Below are 18,124 nucleotides of genomic sequence, written 5' to 3'. Positions count from 1 at the left end.
AACCATGACCGGCCCAGATTGCCGCGGCAATTAGGCCGCACGGACTCATCCGATCGGCGCGGGAGTGCCGATGTCGAAAAGTTCTGCCCAACTCTCGCAGTACCCCCAACATCACCCGCACGACCATGGACGGGCCTTTCATCGCCGTGCCGCCGCAGTGGCAACCGCGCTTCCCCTTCCGGACACCGACGACGCCTACACCATCGTGCATCACGGCAAGCAGGTTCGCCTGGGACCTGTGGTGTTCTGGATCGTGGTCGGCACTGTCGTGTTGCTCGGGCTCTGGTCGGCCGCAACCGCGACCTATTTCGCCTTCCGCGACGACGTCCTCACCCGGCTGATCGCCCGGCAGGCCGAGATGCAATACGCCTATGAGGACCGCATCGCCGAGCTGCGCGCCAAGGTCGACCGCACCACCAGCCGGCAGCTGCTCGACCAGGAGCAGTTCGACCAGAAGCTCGACCAGATCATGAAGCGCCAGACGGCGCTGGAGTCCCGTGCCACGGCGCTCGGGTCCATGCCGGACGTGACCGGATCGATTCCACGTTCCACCCCGCAGCGTGGCGATGCCAGCCAGACGACGCAGGGCACGCCAAAGCCCTCGCCGATCAGCGACACCGTGATCTTCGTGGCGCCGCCGGATCGCGAAGCGCGGCTCGAATCGCGCGCGCCGACCCTCGCAGCTCCGCCCGTCAATCAATTCGCCAAGAACCAGGGGTTCGACAACGTCGTCGTTCGGCTCACGACCTCGCTGGACCAGGTCGAGCGTCGCCAGATGGCGGCGCTCAACGCCGTCGAGGAAGGCATGGATTCGCGCATGCGCCGGATGCGCGGCGTCGTCAGCGATCTCGGCCTGAACCTCGCAAATCTCGAAGCCGCCGTGCCGCGCACCGCGATGGGCGGGCCGTTCGTGCCTGTTAAAATCACCGCCAGTTCGGGGCCGTTCGAGAAGCAGCTCTATCGCATCAACAACACCCGAGCCGAGATGGACCGGCTCAATCGCACGCTCGCGCTCGTGCCCTATCGCAAGCCCGTCATCGGCGAGGTCGAGTTCACCTCCGGCTTCGGCGTGCGCAGCGATCCGTTCCTCGGCCGGCCTGCGATGCATACCGGGCTCGACTTCCGCGCCGCGAGCGGCGATCCCGTTCGCGTCACCGCCAACGGCAAGGTCGTCTCGGCCGGCTGGTCCGGCGGCTACGGCCGCATGATCGAGGTCGATCACGGCAATGGCCTTGCGACGCGCTATGGCCATCTCTCCGAGATCAATGTCCGGGTCGGCGAGATCGTGAGAATCGGCCAGGTCGTTGGTCTCGTCGGGTCGACCGGCCGTTCCACCGGGCCGCATCTGCACTATGAAACCCGGATCGACGGCGAAGCGGTCGATCCGCAGAAGTTCTTGCGCGCCGGCGTGCGACTCAGCGCGGGCTAGGCTCGTTGAGAGCGCGCTCGTCTCGTCCCAGGTGTACATGGCGGAACTTCGGAGTTCCCTTCGCGTTAGGTCGCAGGTCCTCAATGGCGCGATCTTCTGATGCAACAGATCCATACGAAAGCTCGTCCGGCCAAGGGCAAAGCGGACCAGCCACGTAACAACGCGGCTCAACTCTTCAGCGATATTGCTAACCGAACATCTCAAGCGGCCGGGCGAGCGCTGACATTCATGATTGCAGCCGGCATCATCCTGGTTTGGGCGGTCACCGGTCCCATCTTCCATTACTCCGACACATGGCAGTTGGTGATCAACACCGGCACCACCATCGTGACATTCCTGATGGTCTTCCTGATTCAGAATTCCCAGAATCGCGATAGCGCGGCCATTCAGGTGAAGCTCGACGAACTGATCCGGGTGAGCGCGGTGCAAAATTCCTTCGTGGGAATTGAGCATTTGACCGACGACGAGCTCGACGAGATCCGCACCAAATGTGAGCTTCGCGCCAAGGCCGAAAAGGTCGGAGACGAGACAGTCAAGAATACCGGCAAGAAGGCGAAACGCGCCGCCGATCTCGTCACCGAATAAGCGGACGGATGCCGGGAACGACGAGGTGCGCAGCTTCGTTCGCAATCGCAACGCTTCGGCAGGCTCGCCCCGTCTTCATCACACCAGGCAACTGGCCCGCCGCGGAGCCAGCCCTGACTATTGGCCGCGCTCGTGGCCGACCTCACCGGTGATGACGTCGCCGAACAACTCCCAAGCCTGGCCGTTGAAGCGCATCAGCTGCATCTGCTCGATCGGAAAATAATCGTCGGCCGAAGTGTTGACCATGATCCCGGGCAGCATCAGGTCGGTGTGAAAATCCTTCAGGCTGGTGGCCTGCTTCATCACGTTGTCACGGGTGAGATTGTCGCCGCACTGCCTCAGCACCTGCGCCATCGCCTCCGCCTGGACGTAGCCATAAAGGTTGTTGGCGTTGGTCTTGTCCCCTTCGGGATAGTACTTATCCATGAAGGTGCGCCACGCGACGACCGCCGGATCCTTGTCCCAGGTCGGGTCGGTCGGATCCTTCAAATATGCTGTCGAGATGATATCCTTGGCATAGTCGAGCCCGGCGGGCTTGAGCACCGAGGCGATCGAGGTAGCCGTATTGGCGAGGAAGAATTTTGGCTTCCAGCCGAGCTCGCCGACCTTCCGGATCGCCTGTGCCGAGCCTTTCGGCGCGGCCCATGAGAAGAAGATGTCGGCCCCGGAATCGTGAAGCGCAACGATCTGCGAGTCGATCGAGGGATCGCTGACCTCATAGGATTTGTCGGCGATGATCATATCGGCCTTGTCACCGAGTCCGTCCTTCAGGCCCTTGAACTGGTCCTTGCCAGCATCGTCGTTTTGCCAAAGAACTGCGATCTTGCTGTTGGGGAAGTTGTCGCGGATATACTTCGCGTAGATCCGCCCCTCGCTCTGGTAGTTCGGCTGGAAGCCCATGGTCCAAGGGAAATTCTTGGGGTCGCCGAATTTGGTGCCGCCGGAGGCGACGAAGAGCTGCGGCACCTTCTTGGCGTTCATGTATTTCATGATGGCGGAGTTCGAAGGCGTGCCGAGCGGCTGGAAGATCAGCAACACCTCGTCGCTCTCGACCAGCTTGCGCGCCTGCTCGATCGCCTTTGGCGGCGAATAGGCGTCGTCATAGCTGATGAAATTGATCTTGCGACCGTTGATGCCGCCCTGGTCGTTGATCATCTTGAAGAACGCGGCCTCGGTCTTGCCGATCACGCCATAGGACGACGCCGGCCCGCTATAGGGCATGATATTGCCGAGCTTGATTTCGGTGTCGGTGGCGCCGGGGTCGTACTTTTTCTGCGCCAGGGCCGGTGTCGTGACGAGCGCGCCGGCAGCTAGAATGGCGAGGGCAGCAAGGCTATTGCGACGACCCGGCATCGTTCTCTCCCCTGTGTTTTATAGTCTTGTTTTGCCGAGAGTGTCGCAAGGTGGCTCTCTGCTGGCAAGCGCCACGATTTTCCGTGAGATGAAACGAGCGTTCCAGAACTATGTGCCGCGCCGCAGCAGGTTCAGAACGCGCCCATCGATCACCAGTAATGCGCTGCCGATCACGATCGCGCCCGCGATCTCGCGCATGGAGATCGGCTCGCCCAGCACCAGCCATCCCAGAAGAATGGCGGTGACGGGAATGAGAAGCGTCACTAGCATCACATTGGTCGCGCCCGACCGCCGCAGGATCTGGAAGAAGACGATATAGGCGAGCGCCGTCGACAGGCCGGCAAGGCCGAGCACCGCGAGCCAAATCGTCACGCCCGGCAGCGGGAGACGCCACGGCTGCTCCGCTGCGCCGGCCACGATCGCCATCATCACCGTGGAAGCCATCAGTTGATATGCGGCCGTCCCCAGCGGCGGGGAGTCCTTCAACAACCGGCGCGCCGCCAGCGCCGCGAAGCCATAGCTGAAGGCGCCGCCGAGGCAGAGCAGGATGCCCAGCCCCTGCCCCGCCCGTGTCTCGACGCCCCATCCGCGCAGGATGATCACGCCGGCGAGACCCAGTGCCACGCCGGCGACGCGCCGCAGCCGCAAAGCCTCTTCGCCTGCCGCCGCCATCACGATGACCGTGAAGAGTGGCGTGGTGGCATTCAGGATCGACGCCAGCCCGCTCGGAATGAAGGTCTGGCCGACCACGATCAGCGAGAACGGGATGACGTTGTTGAGGAGCCCCATCGCGACGAACGGCTTCCAGCCGGCGATGCCCTTGGGAAAGCCAATACCCTGGATACGGAGCAGCGGTAGCAGAATGGCGGCGCCAAGTGCAACGCGCAAAAGCACCAGCGTGAGCGGCGGCAATTCCCGCAGCGCCGCGCCGTTGAAAAAGAACGAGCCGCCCCAGAGCACCGAGAGCACAGTGAGCAGCGACCAGTCGCGCGCGTCGATACGGTTGTCGTTCGGGGACATGGCGTCTCACAGCGATGGTCCGACCTGCTAGGACTGCGCGACCAGAATTGCCACCCGATTTCCGGGTAAAGGGGCGAGATTCAGGATCGATCGCGACTTCGCGCGTCAACTGCGATATCCGCAACCACCGCCCCAATGACCAGGGCACTGCCAACAAGGGCGTGGACAGCAGGTATCTCGCGAAAGGCAATCCAGATCCAGAACGGCATCAGCGGCGTCTCCAGCGTCGCGATCAGGGAAGCCTGGCTCGACGGCAGGAGGCGCGAGCCGAGCATGTAGAATGTCAGCCCCAGCGCCACCTGAAAGCAGCCGAACATCGCGAGGATCGCGAGGTTGGCGCTGTCGATATGGACGAGGTCGTGCGCAAACGGAAGGCTGACGAGGCTTCCCAGGAAATTCGACAACGCCGCCGCTGCCACCATCGATGTCTCCCGGTAGCGTCGGATCACAACCGTCATCGCCGAGATGGCGAGTACCATGAGGCAGCTCAGCGCCACGCCTCCAACATCAGCCCCGGCTTCGATGCCTCCGACCGTGATGGCGACGCCGCCAAAGGCAACGAGGCTCGCGATCAGGGTACGCCATGTTACGGCTTCGCCAAGCCACAGCCACGCCAGCGCCGCGGCCACGAACGGCTGCGTGGAGATCAGCACAGCCACATTCATCACCTTGGTCATCTGGAGCGCGGGGATGAAGGAAACCATGCCGAGCGTGGACAATGAGGCGACGAGCAAGCCGCCGCGTCCCGGCGCCACCAATTGCCGCAGCGCGCCGCGTCCCTGCATCACGACGAGAAACACCGAGATCAGACTGCCGCCGAACACGCCGCGCCAGAACAGAATGGTCCAGGGATCGAACGGCAACAGACGTGTGAAGAACGGCGCCGTGCTCCAGGCAATCGCAGCTGATATGACGAGGGCAATGCCGAGACCGCGTTCCGAACGAGGCTGCCCCATGTCGATGCGGCCGCTAGGACGGTTTCTTCGGCCGCGACACCAGTTCGATCATCTTGCCTTCATCGTCGTCAGGCATCGCGGCCTTCGCTTGCGCGTAGGCTTCCACCGCGGCGCGCGCGACCAGCGGCTTGTCGGCCAGCAGGCTCTCGGCGAGCTTCACCGCGTAGGCGGCATCCTTGTGCCGCAGCGCTGCCGTGAATGTCGCGCCGGAGAAATCGCGGGCGACCATGCGCTTGGAATGACGCTGCACCTGCGGGCTTGCGGCCACGCCCGCCTGAATCGACTCCAGCACGAGGTTCATGTCGAGCCCGGCCTGCTCGGCAATGGCAAGCCCCTCGGCGAGGCCGGCGATCTGGATCGCGCCCATCAGATTGTTGATCAGCTTGTAGACCGTGCCGGAGCCGACCGCGCCGAAATGGCGGATGGTCGAGCCGATCGGCGTCAGATAAGGCCGCGCGCGGTCGAGATCGGCGGCATCGGCACCAACGAGCAACGTCAGCTTTCCGCTCGCGGCCGCATCCGGCAATCCCGTCACGGGGCAATCGATATAGATCAGCCCGCGAGCGTTCATCTCGCGGCCCATCTCGCGCGCATGGTCATAGGAGACGGTGGAGCATTCGATCGCAATGGTGCCGGCCTTCGCGGTCTTGGCTGCGCCCTCGGGCCCGAGCCAGACCGCACGCGAGGCCTCATCATCAGCGACCATGGTCACGACGGCGTCGGCGTCGATCGCCGCGTCCTCAGGCGAGGTCGCCCAGAGCGCGCCGCGTGCGATCAGGTCTTCCGCTTTTGTTTTGCTGCGATTCCACAGCGTCACCGTGAAGCCTGCATCGAGATAGCGGCCGGCCATGCCATGGCCCATCCGCCCAAGCCCGATGAAGGCGAGCCGGGGCATCAGTCGACGTCCTCGATGTCGGCGCCGGGAGTGCCGAAGGCGCGCTGCGCCAGGGTCGCGGCCATGAAGTCGTCGAGATCGCCACCGAGCACGCCTGATGTGTCGGAGGTCTGCACACCCGTGCGCAGGTCCTTCACCATCTGGTAGGGCTGGAGCACGTAGGAGCGGATCTGGTGGCCCCAGCCGATGTCGGTTTTGGCGGCCTGGTCGGCGGCGGCCTTCTCTTCGCGCCGCTTCAGCTCGATCTGGTAAAGCCGCGCGCGGAGCATGTCCCAGGCCTGCGCCTTGTTCTTGTGCTGCGAGCGGCCGGCCTGGCAGACCACGGCGACACCGGTCGGGATATGCGTCAGCCGCACCGCGGACTCGGTCTTGTTGACGTGCTGGCCGCCGGCACCACCGGAGCGCATGGTGTCGACGCGGACGTCGGATTCCTTGATGTCGATCTTGATGGTGTCGTCGATCACCGGAAACACAGCGACGGACGAGAACGAGGTGTGCCGCCGCGCGTTGGAATCGAACGGCGAGATCCGCACCAGGCGATGCACGCCCGCCTCGGTCTTCAGCCAGCCATAGGCATTGTGGCCGGAGACCTGGATGGTCGCGGACTTGATGCCGGCCTCTTCGCCCTCGGACTCTTCCAGCACCTCGACCTTGAAGCCGTGGGTTTCGGCCCAGCGCGAGTACATGCGAAGCAGCATCTGGGCCCAGTCCTGGCTTTCGGTGCCACCGGCGCCGGCATGCACTTCGAGATAGGAATCGAAACTATCCGCCTCGCCCGACAGCAACGCCTCGAGCTCGCGCCGGGCGACTTCCTTCTTGAGGGTCTTGAGCGCGGCTTCGGCTTCCTTGACAACGCCCTCATCGCCCTCGGCTTCGCCGAGCTCGATCATGCCGATGTCGTCTTCGAGCTCCTGCTCGACCTTGCCGATGCCGGAGAGCGCATCCTCAAGCGAGGTGCGCTCCTGCATCAATTTCTGGGCTTTCTGGGGATCGTTCCAGAGATTGGGATCTTCTGCGAGCTTGTTCAGCTCAGCGAGGCGCGCCGTCGATTTCTCGACGTCAAAGATGCCTCCTCAGCAGCCCGACAGACTGCTTGATCTCTTCTACCAACCGTTCGATTTCGGCGCGCATGTGGTTCTCTGGTCTCGCGGAATTTTTCCGCGTCTAATGACAACGGGATGTAGCGGCGGCGGCTGCAAAGCGCAACCGCCGCGGCGACGAACGTTTGTCTTGTCCTAGGCCTTAGTACAGCCCGCCGGTGCCCGGCCGCATGAAGAAACCGGAATCCGGCTGCTGCTGCTGCGACGCCGGCACGCCGCCTCGCCCATCGGCATCGGCAACGCCGATGACGGAGTAGTTATCCGGCGGCGCCGTGCCCGGCTTGAAGGCTTCGAGAATGGTTCCGCCGGTCTCGCCCGGACCGGCGCGCATGCCGGACTTGGCGACGACCCGCACCAGCTTGATGCCGGCCGGCACCTTGAACGGGACCGCGGGCTTGTCGGCGAGCGCGAGCTGGAGGAAGTCGCGTGCGATGGGAGCTGCGAGATGGCCGCCGGTCGCGGCGTTGCCCTTGCCGAGCGGACGCGGTTTGTCATAGCCCATATAGATGGCAACGGCGACGTCGGGCGAGAAGCCGACGAACCAGGCGTCCTTGGCCTCGTTGGTGGTGCCGGTCTTGCCGGCGATCGGCTTGCCGACCTGCTTGACCACGGTCGCGGTACCGGCCTGGACCACGCCTTCCATCAGCTCGGTGATCTGATAGGCGGTCATGGAATCCAGCACCTGCTCGCGGCGGTCGATCAGCTGCGGCTCGTTCTGGTTCTTCCAGCCGCCGGGCGCGTCACAGCCACGGCATTCGCGCTGGTCGTGCTTGAAGATGGTGTGGCCGTAGCGATCCTGGATGCGGTCGATCAGGGTCGGCTTCACCCGGCGGCCGCCATTGGCGAGCATCGAATAGGCCGTGACCATGCGCATCGCCGTGGTCTCGCCGGCGCCGAGCGCGTAGGACAGATAGTTCGGCAGTTCGTCATAGACACCGAAGCGGCGGGCATATTCGCCGATCAAGGGCATGCCGATGTCCTGGGCGAGGCGCACCGTCACCGTGTTGAGCGACTGCCGCAATGCGTTGCGCAGCGTCACCGGCCCCTGGAATTTGCCCGAGGAGAAGTTTTCAGGCCGCCACACGCCCGCGCCCTGGCCTTGATCGATTTCGATCGGGGCGTCGAGCACGACAGTCGAAGGCGTATAGCCGTTGTCGAGCGCAGCCGAATAGACGATCGGCTTGAACGACGAACCGGGCTGCCGATAGGCCTGCGTGGCGCGGTTGAACTGGCTCTGGTCGAAGGAGAAGCCGCCGACCATCGCCAGCACGCGGCCGGTCCAGGGGTCCATCACCACCATCGCGCCGGAGACTTCGGGGATCTGGCGCAGGCGGTATTGGCCTTCGACAGGTTGGGCGTCCTTGTAGAGCGGATCGGCGTAGATCACGTCACCGGGCTGGAGCACCTGCGACACCGCGCTCGCCGCCCTGCCCTTCGCAGCCCCAGAGGCCGCTCTTGCCCATTTGATGCCGTCGAGCGTGATGAGGCCAGTCTCGCGCTGCTTGCTGATGGCGCCGCCGAGTTCGCGGCTCGGCTGGAAGCCGATGCGCGCCGACTGGTCGCTGGTCTCCAGCACCACGGCCATGCGCCATGGCGAGATATCGGACAGAGACTTGATCTCGGCGAGCTTCACGCCCCAGTCGCCAGAAATGTCGAGCTTGCTGATGGCGCCGCGATAGCCCTGCTGCTCGTCATAGTTGACGAGACCGGCGACCATGGTCTTGCGCGCCATTACCTGAATCTTGGGATCGAGTGTGGTGCGGACCGAGAGACCGCCCTCGTATAACTTCTTCTCGCCATAACGCTCGAAGATGTCGCGGCGCACTTCCTCGGCGAAATATTCGCCGGCGAAGGTGTGGGCGCCGTTGGAACGGCTGGTAACGGCCAGCGGCTCCTTGCGCGCCTTGTCGGCATCGGCCTGCTTGACCCAGCCGTTCTCAACCAGACGATCGATCACGTAATTGCGGCGCTCGATGGCGCGGTCGCGGTTGCGGACAGGATGCAGCGTCGCGGGCATCTTCGGCAGCGCCGCGAGATAGGACGCTTCCGCCACGGTCAGCTCGTTCACCGACTTGTCGAAATAAACCAGCGACGCAGCCGCGATTCCGTAGGCACCTAAGCCCAGATAGATTTCATTCAAATACAGCTCGAGGATCTTGTCCTTCGAGTAGGTCTTCTCGATCCGCATCGCCAGCAAGGCTTCCTTGATCTTGCGCGCGAAGGAGACCTCGTTGGTCAGAAGGAAGTTCTTGGCGACCTGCTGGGTGATCGTGGAAGCGCCCTGCGGACGGCGGTTGGAGCCGTAGTTCTGGATGTAGACCACGCCGGCCCGCGCCATGCCGGTGTAGTCGATGCCGCCATGCTCGTAGAAATTCTTGTCCTCGGCCGCAAGGAAGGCGTTGATCACGAGTTTCGGCACCGCCTGGATCGGCAGGTACAGCCGCCGCTCCTTGGCGTATTCGCCGAGCAGCGAGCCGTCGGTCGCGTGCACGCGGGTCATCACCGGCGGCTCGTAATCCTGAAGCTGAGAGTAGTCCGGCAAGTCCTTGGAGAAATGCCAGATCAGGCCTGCGACGGCACCGACCCCGACAAGGAACAACACCGTTCCCGCGGCGAACAGGAAGCCCATGAACCGCACCAGCAAGCGCATTATCTGTTTATCCGTTCAAACTCTGGATCAGCCCAAAGATCAGCCCTGGCACCAGAAACAGGCACCAAACCATCGCGAATTCACCGGCTTTACTCAATACTATTAGTGCCGGACTCAAGGCGCTTGCCGAGCGGGATTCTCGCCGATTCCGGAACCCCCTGCGGCGTTTTTATAAAGCGCCCGCTGTGGCCAAACTAGGGCTTTTGCGGCGGGACGGAAAATCACTCTCAATTCGACGATCCCCGGGTCGTCAATATGACGATCCCCCGGTCGTCAATTCGACGATCCGGCCGTGGCCATCCGTTTGGCCAAAAATCCATCGATCGCCTGCGCCATCGAGCCCACGGCACGCGACCGCCATCCCTCGGAGACCAGATGCTCGAGGTCGCCCTTGTTGGAGACATAGCCGATCTCCACCAGGACCGACGGCACGTCGGGCGCCTTCAGCACCCGGAAGCCGGCTGACTTCAGGGGATGCTTGTGCATCCGCACCGTCGACTTCATTTCGCCCATCAACAGGCGGGCAAAACGGCTTGAAAAGGTACGGGTTTCCCGCTGGGTGAGATCGATCAGGATGTCGGCGACATCGGTCGGCTCCTCCGCGAGGTTGAAGCCGGCGATGGCGTCCGCCCGGTTTTCCGCATCCGCCAGCCGCTGCGCCTCGGCGTCGGAGGCCTTGTCGGACAACGTGTAGATGGTCGCACCCTGCGCATCGCCCTCAGCGCGCGGCAGCGCGTCGGCATGGATCGAGACGAACAACGCCGCCTTGAGGCTGCGGGCGACTTTGACCCGGTCGTTGAGCGGGATGAAGGTGTCGTCGTCTCGGGTCATCACCACGCGATATTTGCCGGTCTTTTCCAGCCGTTCGCGTAGCGCCAGGCCAAAGGCCAGCACCAGATTCTTCTCGCTCTCGCCGCTCGACTGCGTGCCGTTGTCGATGCCGCCATGGCCGGGATCAATGACGACGACCGCGCGGCCATCGGCCTTCTGCCCGGCTTCAGGGTGGGCAGATGCGGGAACCGTCGCGGGCGGCGGATCGGCAATAGCCGGCCGCAGCTCAGGACGGTTTTCCGGAGCCAGCGACGGCACGAAGGCGGTGCGCTCGACCTCCTCCATTTCGAGCACCAGCCGCGCCGGCTGGCCGTTGGCAGCCTCCACCACGTAGGAATTGGCGATCTTGGCCGGGCCCGTCAGGTCGAACACGATTCGGGAGCCGCCGGGCATCACCAGCCCATAGCGGAAGGCCTTGACCAGTCCGCGTCCGCCGGACCCGGTGCCGGCGGGAAGTTGAAAATTGACCTGGGGAACGTCGACCACCACCCGATACGGGTCGGCCAGAGTGACTGCGCGGAAGCTAACGGTCTGATCGATGTCGAGGACAAAGCGAGTCTGCCTGCCGTCCCCGGCCAGTCGGGCGGCCGAGGCCGTTGGGAAATTCGCTGATGCAACAGGGAGTTGAGGCTGACTTTCCGCGGCCTTCAGGCGCGAGGAATCAGCACACGGCAATGCCGCCGCGCAGAGCAGCACGCATCCCAGCAGGATCCTTTGATTTGCGCGGCTCGCCACCGATTCCGTGCCTCCGAGCAGCCTCTTTAACGCAATAGAACCACAGGGTTAAACGATCCTTAATGACAGACACGCGAAACTCGCTGACTGTGACCGCCGTGCGACGCTCCTTGCACGGATGGCCCAATCCACGTATGTACGGAATGCTGACGGCCGATATTTCCGGTTGTGTCGCATTCAGCCTCCCGGTGCAGCGCCGGAACTCTCAAGGTTTGGGAATTCCAGCGTTTTTCCGTTCCCCTCTAAGTCCAGCGCGGTGCGCGGCAGCAAGGTGGAGCGGGGCAAGCCCCGGCGGCGGAACGGTCCTCGGTTACCACCACGTTTCCGGGACGGTTCTGACAGCGGCGCAACCCGTTACCCGGTCCCTTAATCCCAAGGGAGCGGTTCGTAATACCCCAAGGCGAGCGCGCTCGCGCCATGCCTGGCCAACAGCAACTGATTGAGGGGCGGCCCCGCCGCCCAATGTTTCATACGGGCCGACGCTTGATGCGCCAGACTGTGCCGACCAATTCTGAAGGACCATTCGCGACGCTGCGGAGTGACAATTCCGCGCGCCGCTTCGGTCCTCCGGCTTTCGGTTCGGCAAGGCGCGAGAGACGGTGTTTCGGCCTTTCCCTCACCCCCGAATCAGGTGGACCGTCGCGTCACCCGGCAGCGCTGATGGCGCCCACGGTGAATCGCGCCCGCCGCCGCCAAGAGTTAAGACATGCCCAACAAGATGTTGATCGATGCCACCCACCCGGAAGAGACCCGGGTCGTCGTGGTCCGCGGCAATCGCGTCGAAGAGTTTGATTTCGAGACCGCGCAACGCAAGCAACTGCGCGGGAATATCTACCTCGCCAAGGTCACAAGGGTCGAACCCTCGCTCCAGGCCGCTTTCGTCGAATATGGCGGCAACCGCCACGGCTTCCTCGCCTTCAGCGAAATCCATCCCGACTACTACCAGATCCCGGTTGCCGACCGGCAGGCGCTGATCGAAGCCGAGGAGCAGGCCCATCGCGAGGCCGAGGAAGAGAGCGAGAACCGCTCCCAGGGCCGCCGCCGCTCCCGCCACCGCAATTCCCGCCGCCGTAGCCATGGCGAGCGCGTCCGCAGCGAGGTCGTCGAAGGCGATCCCGCGGCCCGGCAGGTCCAGGGCGAGGCCCTGCCTGAGGGCGCTTCGCACGAGGGCGAGCACCTGCACGCCGACGCAGAGCATCACGGCGAGCACGAAGGCCACGATCATCACGGCCACGAAGCACATGACCACGAGGGGCATGACCACGACGACCATCATCATGCCCATGGTGACGATCATCACGTGCACGAACATCACGACCACGATCATGATGGCGAGCACGATCATCACGACCATGATCATGCCGACGAGACACCGGCGCCTGTCGCAGCGATCGGCGCCGAGCCCGCGGTCGCCACCGAGGCCGTTGCCGAGCCGCAGGAGTTTGCCTCCGACGCACACGCCGACGATCTTGCCGAGGCCGTGACATCGGCTGCTGAGCCTGCCGACGCCGTGTACGCCGCGGGCGAGAGTGCGCAGGCTCCGCATCACGACTCCGAAGCGACGGCCGAGGATGACGACGAAGACGAGGACGACGAGGAAGCCGAAGAGGACGTCGTTGAATCCGTCGGCGGCGACGATGTGCTGGAGGAAGTGCCGGAGCGCACCTTCCGTCCCCGCCGCCAGTACAAGATCCAGGAAGTCATCAAGCGTCGCCAGGTGATGCTGGTGCAGGTCGTCAAGGAAGAGCGCGGCAACAAGGGCGCGGCGCTGACGACCTACCTCTCACTCGCCGGCCGTTATGCCGTCTTGATGCCGAACACCGCGCGCGGCGGCGGCATCAGCCGCAAGATCACGAGCGCGCAGGACCGTTCGCGCCTGAAGGAAGTGGTGCAGGATCTCGACGTGCCCGAGGGCATGGGGATCATTCTGCGCACGGCGGGTGCCGCCCGCACCAAGCCCGAGATCAAGCGCGATTTCGAGTACCTGATCCGCATGTGGGAGACGGTGCGCGACATGACGCTGAAGTCGCAGGCCCCGACCCTCGTCTACGAGGAAGGCTCGCTGATCAAGCGCTCGCTGCGCGACCTCTACAATAAGGAGATCGACGAGATCCAGGTGGCGGGCGATGCCGGCTATCGCGAAGCGCGCGACTTCATGAAGATGTTGATGCCCGCCAATGTGAGCGCGGTGAGGCAGTATCGCGACGGCCAGCCGCTGTTCTCGCGGATGGGCGTCGAAAGCCAGCTGGATGCGATGTTCTCGCCGACCGTACAGTTGCGCTCCGGCGGCTACATCGTGATCAACCAGACCGAAGCGCTGGTCTCGATCGACGTCAACTCCGGCCGTTCGACGCGCGAGCATCATATCGAAGATACCGCGCTCAAGACCAATCTCGAGGCCTCCGAGGAGGTTGCGCGTCAGCTTCGGTTGCGCGACCTCGCCGGCCTGATCGTCATCGACTTCATCGACATGGACGAGAAGCGCAACAACCGCGCGGTCGAACGCAAGCTGTCCGATTGCCTCCGGCAGGACCGCGCGCGGATCCAGGTCGGACGCATCTCGCATTTCGGCCTGCTCGAGATGTCACGCCAGCGCATCCGCGCTAGCGTGCTGGAATCCTCAACCGATCCCTGCACGCATTGCGGCGGCACCGGCCATGTCCGCTCGGTGTCCTCGGTTGCGCTCCAATTGCTGCGCGGCCTCGAAGAGATCCTGATGAAGGGCGCAACCCACAACCTCGTGGTCCGCACCCGCACCGACGTCGCGCTCTATGTGCTGAACCACAAGCGCGGCCATCTGCGCGACCTTGAGAACGGCTTCAAGGTCACGTTGTCGGTCATCGCCGACCCGAGCGTCAGCGGACCGCAGGCCTATGTCATCGACCGCGGCGAGCAGGTGCATACGCTGGAAGCCGCCAAGGCTCTGCTGGCGGCCCAGGCGGCCGCAAGCCCGCCGCCCCTGGTCGAAGAGGCCTATGACGACGAGGAGTTCGATCCGGAGAGCGAATCCGAGGTCGAGACCGAGGAGACCGAAGGTCTCATCGAGGAGCAGACCGCAGGCGACGCCGCTACCGAGCAGGACAGCCAGCGCCGCAAGCGTCGCCGTCGCCGCCGCGGTCGCGGTGGTCCGCGGGACGAGGAGACGCGCGAGGATGGCGCGCCCGCTATTGCCGAGACGGCCATGGCGGCCGGCGAAGGCGAAGAGGATGCCGAGGCCGAACCGGAAGGCGAGGAAGGCGAGGAACAGGCAGCCCGTGGCGAGCAGCAGGGCAGCGCCGATCGCCGTCGCCGGCGTGGTCGCCGTGGTGGCCGCCGCCGTCGCGGTCCTGGCGAGGAAGGTCTCGCCGGCTCCATCAGCGACGAGCTTAGTGCCAATGCGCCGTCGGAAGCCACCAACGCAGTCGCCGATTTCGACAGTTTTGGCGGCGAGGCAGCGCCCTCGATCGCGCAGGCCGAGCACACGTCAGAACCTCAGGTCACCCAGCCTGAGCCGCGGGCCGAAGCACGGATTGAAGCAACGGCCCAGCCTGAGCCGGCTCCTTCGGCCGCGGACGAGGAGCACGCGGACGACAAGGCTGCACGACGCCGTTCGACGGTTCGGGAAAAGGTGAGCTTCCTGTCGAGCAGCCAGAGTGAACCGGCACCGGTTGCACAGGCGGCCGAGCCGGTTGCCCCGCCCACACCCGCTCCGGAGCCCGCGCCCTCAGCGGCAAGCGAAACCTCGCCCGCACCGCGTCGTGCCGGCTGGTGGTCCCGCCGCTTCGGCGGCGGCGAATAGAGCAACAAGATAGTTGAAACCGCCCGGCCAAACCGGGCGGTTTTGATTTGGCGAGGTCAGTTCAATGCAAAGCGCGATCGTCCTCGGCGGCGGCATGATCGGCGTCAGCGCGGCGCTGCACCTGCAGCAGCGTGGCTGGTCCGTCACGCTGATCGACCGCAGAGAGCCGGGCCGAGAGACCAGCTACGGCAATGCCGGCATGATCCAGGCGGAAGCGGTGCGCCCCTACCCGATGCCGCGCGACCTCGCCACGCTCCTGAAGATCGCGACCGGCCGCACCAATGACGTGCGTTACAGCCTGTCTTCGCTTCATCTCCATATCGAGCCCCTGCTTCGCTATTGGTGGCATTCGGCGCCGAAGCGGCATCGTGAGGCGATCGACGCCTGGGCGCGGCTGATCGCCTACGCGACGGCGGAGCACGACATCCTCATTCGCGAAGCCCACGCCGACAATCTGATCCGCCGCGCGGGATACCGGCACCTGCATCGCGACGCAGCTTCGTTCGATCTCGCCGTCAAGGCGGCGGAAGAAGACCAGCGCGAATTCGGCGTGAGGTTTCGTGCGCTCTCGGGCGCCGAGCTCGCCAAGGCCGAACCTGTCCTGCGCGACGACCTGCCCGGCGCGATCCATTGGCTCGACACCTGGACCGTGTCCGATCCCGGCGCGCTGGTCACGGCCTATGCCGATCTGTTCGAGCGCCTCGGCGGCACCATCGTGCTCGGTGATGCCCAAAGCCTGCAGCAGACCGCCACCGGCTGGTCGGTCAAGACAGACCATGGGCGCGTCGACGCCGCCCACGCCGTCGTGACGCTCGGGCCGTGGTCGCCCGATCTCCTGCTCAAATTCGGCTATCGCATCCCGCTGGTGCGCAAGCGCGGCTACCACATGCATTACAGCGGCGGCGCCTCGCTCGATCTGCCGCTGGTCGACAAGGCCGGTGGCTACGCCATGGGTCCGATGGCGAAGGGTCTCCGCATCACCACCGGCGCGGAGCTGACCGGCCTGGACGCGCTGGCAACGCCCCAGCTCGCCAGCGCGGAAGCTTCCGCGCGCGAGCTGATCGACCTCGGCAAGCGGGTCGAGCCCGACCCATGGTTCGGCACCCGCCCCTGCACGCCCGACATGCTGCCGGTGCTCGGCCCCGCCCCACGCCATCCCGGCCTCTGGATGAACTTCGGCCACGGCCACCAGGGCTTTACGCTGGGACCCGCGACCGGGCGCCTGCTCGCGGAGATGATGAGCGGCGAAACGCCCGCGATCGATCCCACGCCGTACCGGCCGGAGCGGTTCTAAGCCCTCGCAGCGAAAGAAAAAGGGCTGATCGAGGATCTCGACCAGCCCTATTATTTCAACATCTGACGGCGCTCGGCACCGCCACATGCAGATCAGTCCGTCGTGACCGCCGTTTCCATGTCGGTCGGATCGATCTGCCGGGCGAGGTTGGCGTTGAGCTTGTCGCGATCGAGTTCGCCCTCCCACCAGGCGACGATCACGCAGGCAACGCCGTTGCCGCACAGATTGGTCAGCGCGCGACACTCGCTCATGAACTTGTCGATGCCGAGCACGATCGCCATGCCCGGCACGAGGCGCGGATCGACCACGGCGAGCGTCGCCGCAAGCGTGATGAAGCCCGCGCCCGTGATGCCGGAGGCGCCCTTCGAGGTCAGCATCGCCACCACCAGGATGGTGAGCTGCTGGCCGAAGGTGAGATCGAAGCCCAGCGCCTGCGCGATGAACAGCGTCGCCAGCGTCATGTAGATGTTGGTGCCGTCAAGATTGAACGAATAGCCCGTGGGCACCACGAGGCCGACCACCGACTTGGAGCAGCCGAGGCGCTCGAGCTTTTCCATCAAGGACGGCAACGCGCTTTCCGAGGACGAGGTGCCGAGCACAATCAGCAGCTCGTCCTTGATGTAGGCGAGGAACTTGAAGATGGAGAAGCCGGCGAAGCGCGCGATGATTCCGAGCACGACGAATACGAACAGCGCCGCGGTCAGGTAGAACGTCGCGATCAGACCGACCAGGTTGAGGATCGCCCCGGTGCCGAACTTGCCGATGGTGTAGGCCATCGCGCCGAATGCACCGATCGGGGCTGCGCGCATCACGATGGAGATGACGCCGAACACCGCATGCGCGGCGTCGTCGATGAACGAGCGGATGGTGTGGCCGCGTTCGCCGAGCCCCATGATGGCGAAGCCGAACAGCACCGAGAACAGCAGCACCTGCAGGATCTCGCCTTGCGCGAAGGCGCCGACGACGGTGTCCGGAATGATGTGCAGCACGAAGTCGACCGACTTCTGGCCTTCGGCCTGCTTGGCGTAGTTGGCGACGGCCTGCGCATTGGCGGCGGCACCGCCGAAGCCCGCACCCGGCTTCACCAGATTGCCGATGACTAGGCCGATCACCAGTGCGAAGGTCGAGACGATCTCGAAATAGACCAGCGCCTTGACGCCGATGCGGCCGACCTTCTTGGCGTCCTGGATATGGGCGATGCCCGAGACAACGGTGCAGAAGATGATCGGCGCGATCACCATCTTGATCAGCTTGATGAAGCCGTCGCCGAGTGCCTTGATCCACTCATTGGTGGCGACCGACGGCCAGAGCCAGCCGACGATGGCGCCGAGCACGATCGCGATCAGCACCTGGATATAAAGTACCTTGTACCACGGCTTGGCGGCGGGCGGCGCGACCGGCGCCCCCACCATCGTTGTCGTCGTCATTGTTTCACTCCCCCTCAAAACGCCAGGCCAGCCAAGATCAACTTGGCCGGCCCTGTCAATCGGAACTGCTC

General features: G+C 64.5%; 13 protein-coding genes. 4 read left to right on the top strand and 9 right to left on the bottom strand.

Annotated features, from left to right (window positions below; all coding sequences use genetic code 11):
- The first annotated feature begins 70 nt into the window (after window positions 1-70).
- Together ACIPUD_RS06655 and ACIPUD_RS06650 are read left to right on the top strand one after the other, a co-directional pair.
- Complete coding sequence (locus ACIPUD_RS06655; protein ID WP_198957644.1) at window positions 71-1,429, top strand: M23 family metallopeptidase; 1,359 nt, start codon at window positions 71-73, stop codon at window positions 1,427-1,429.
- A gap of 99 nt (window positions 1,430-1,528) precedes the next feature.
- Entirely contained in the window at window positions 1,529-2,014 is a 486-nt protein-coding gene (locus ACIPUD_RS06650) for a low affinity iron permease family protein (RefSeq protein ID WP_026232740.1), read from the top strand.
- A gap of 117 nt (window positions 2,015-2,131) precedes the next feature.
- Here ACIPUD_RS06650 and ACIPUD_RS06645 read toward each other — a convergent pair whose 3' ends face one another.
- The 8 genes from ACIPUD_RS06645 to ACIPUD_RS06610 form a co-directional block, all read right to left on the bottom strand.
- The gene (locus ACIPUD_RS06645; protein WP_247371050.1) at window positions 2,132-3,367 is read right to left on the bottom strand and encodes an ABC transporter substrate-binding protein; all 1,236 of its coding nucleotides are present in this window, start codon (window positions 3,365-3,367) and stop codon (window positions 2,132-2,134) included.
- 108 nt (window positions 3,368-3,475) lie between these two features.
- Window positions 3,476-4,387, bottom strand: coding sequence for a DMT family transporter (locus tag ACIPUD_RS06640; RefSeq protein ID WP_377830365.1), 912 nt, complete (start codon window positions 4,385-4,387; stop codon window positions 3,476-3,478).
- Window positions 4,388-4,467: 80 nt separating this feature from the next.
- The gene (locus ACIPUD_RS06635; RefSeq protein WP_377830366.1) at window positions 4,468-5,343 is read right to left on the bottom strand and encodes a DMT family transporter; all 876 of its coding nucleotides are present in this window, start codon (window positions 5,341-5,343) and stop codon (window positions 4,468-4,470) included.
- Between the two features lie 13 nt (window positions 5,344-5,356).
- A complete protein-coding gene (locus ACIPUD_RS06630) occupies window positions 5,357-6,238 on the bottom strand; it encodes an NAD(P)-dependent oxidoreductase (protein ID WP_446480281.1) in 882 nt (293 codons plus the stop codon).
- Window positions 6,238-7,369, bottom strand: a protein-coding gene (prfB, locus tag ACIPUD_RS06625) for a peptide chain release factor 2 (RefSeq protein WP_143273426.1) whose coding sequence is annotated in 2 segments (ribosomal slippage) — window positions 6,238-7,299 and window positions 7,301-7,369 — 1,131 coding nt in all. Because the reading frame shifts where the segments join, the coding sequence is not laid out codon by codon here. Before prfB ends, ACIPUD_RS06630 begins: the two co-directional genes overlap by 1 nt.
- A 111-nt stretch (window positions 7,370-7,480) precedes the next feature.
- Window positions 7,481-9,988 (bottom strand): penicillin-binding protein 1A, encoded by a 2,508-nt coding sequence (locus ACIPUD_RS06620; protein ID WP_018454472.1) that lies wholly within the window; start codon window positions 9,986-9,988, stop codon window positions 7,481-7,483.
- Between the two features lie 273 nt (window positions 9,989-10,261).
- Window positions 10,262-11,554, bottom strand: a complete 1,293-nt coding sequence (locus ACIPUD_RS06615) for an N-acetylmuramoyl-L-alanine amidase (RefSeq protein WP_247368565.1) — start codon at window positions 11,552-11,554, stop codon at window positions 10,262-10,264.
- Between the two features lie 616 nt (window positions 11,555-12,170).
- Window positions 12,171-12,914, bottom strand: a complete 744-nt coding sequence (locus ACIPUD_RS06610) for a hypothetical protein (protein ID WP_346283658.1) — start codon at window positions 12,912-12,914, stop codon at window positions 12,171-12,173.
- On the opposite strand from ACIPUD_RS06610, the gene ACIPUD_RS06605 reads away from it, so the two are divergent.
- Together ACIPUD_RS06605 and ACIPUD_RS06600 are read left to right on the top strand one after the other, a co-directional pair.
- Window positions 12,855-15,332 (top strand): Rne/Rng family ribonuclease, encoded by a 2,478-nt coding sequence (locus tag ACIPUD_RS06605; protein ID WP_446480280.1) that lies wholly within the window; start codon window positions 12,855-12,857, stop codon window positions 15,330-15,332. The genes ACIPUD_RS06610 and ACIPUD_RS06605 overlap by 60 nt on opposite strands.
- A gap of 64 nt (window positions 15,333-15,396) precedes the next feature.
- The gene (locus ACIPUD_RS06600; RefSeq protein WP_446480279.1) at window positions 15,397-16,626 is read left to right on the top strand and encodes an NAD(P)/FAD-dependent oxidoreductase; all 1,230 of its coding nucleotides are present in this window, start codon (window positions 15,397-15,399) and stop codon (window positions 16,624-16,626) included.
- A 92-nt stretch (window positions 16,627-16,718) separates the two neighbouring features.
- Here ACIPUD_RS06600 and ACIPUD_RS06595 read toward each other — a convergent pair whose 3' ends face one another.
- The gene (locus ACIPUD_RS06595) at window positions 16,719-18,053 is read right to left on the bottom strand and encodes a dicarboxylate/amino acid:cation symporter (protein ID WP_018454476.1); all 1,335 of its coding nucleotides are present in this window, start codon (window positions 18,051-18,053) and stop codon (window positions 16,719-16,721) included.
- Window positions 18,054-18,124: the final 71 nt, after the last annotated feature.

The sequence above is a fragment of the Bradyrhizobium sp. CAR08 genome (genome assembly GCF_052871955.1).
Note: the sequence above shows the minus strand (reverse complement) of the source record. Positions and strands in the feature narration are given on the sequence as shown.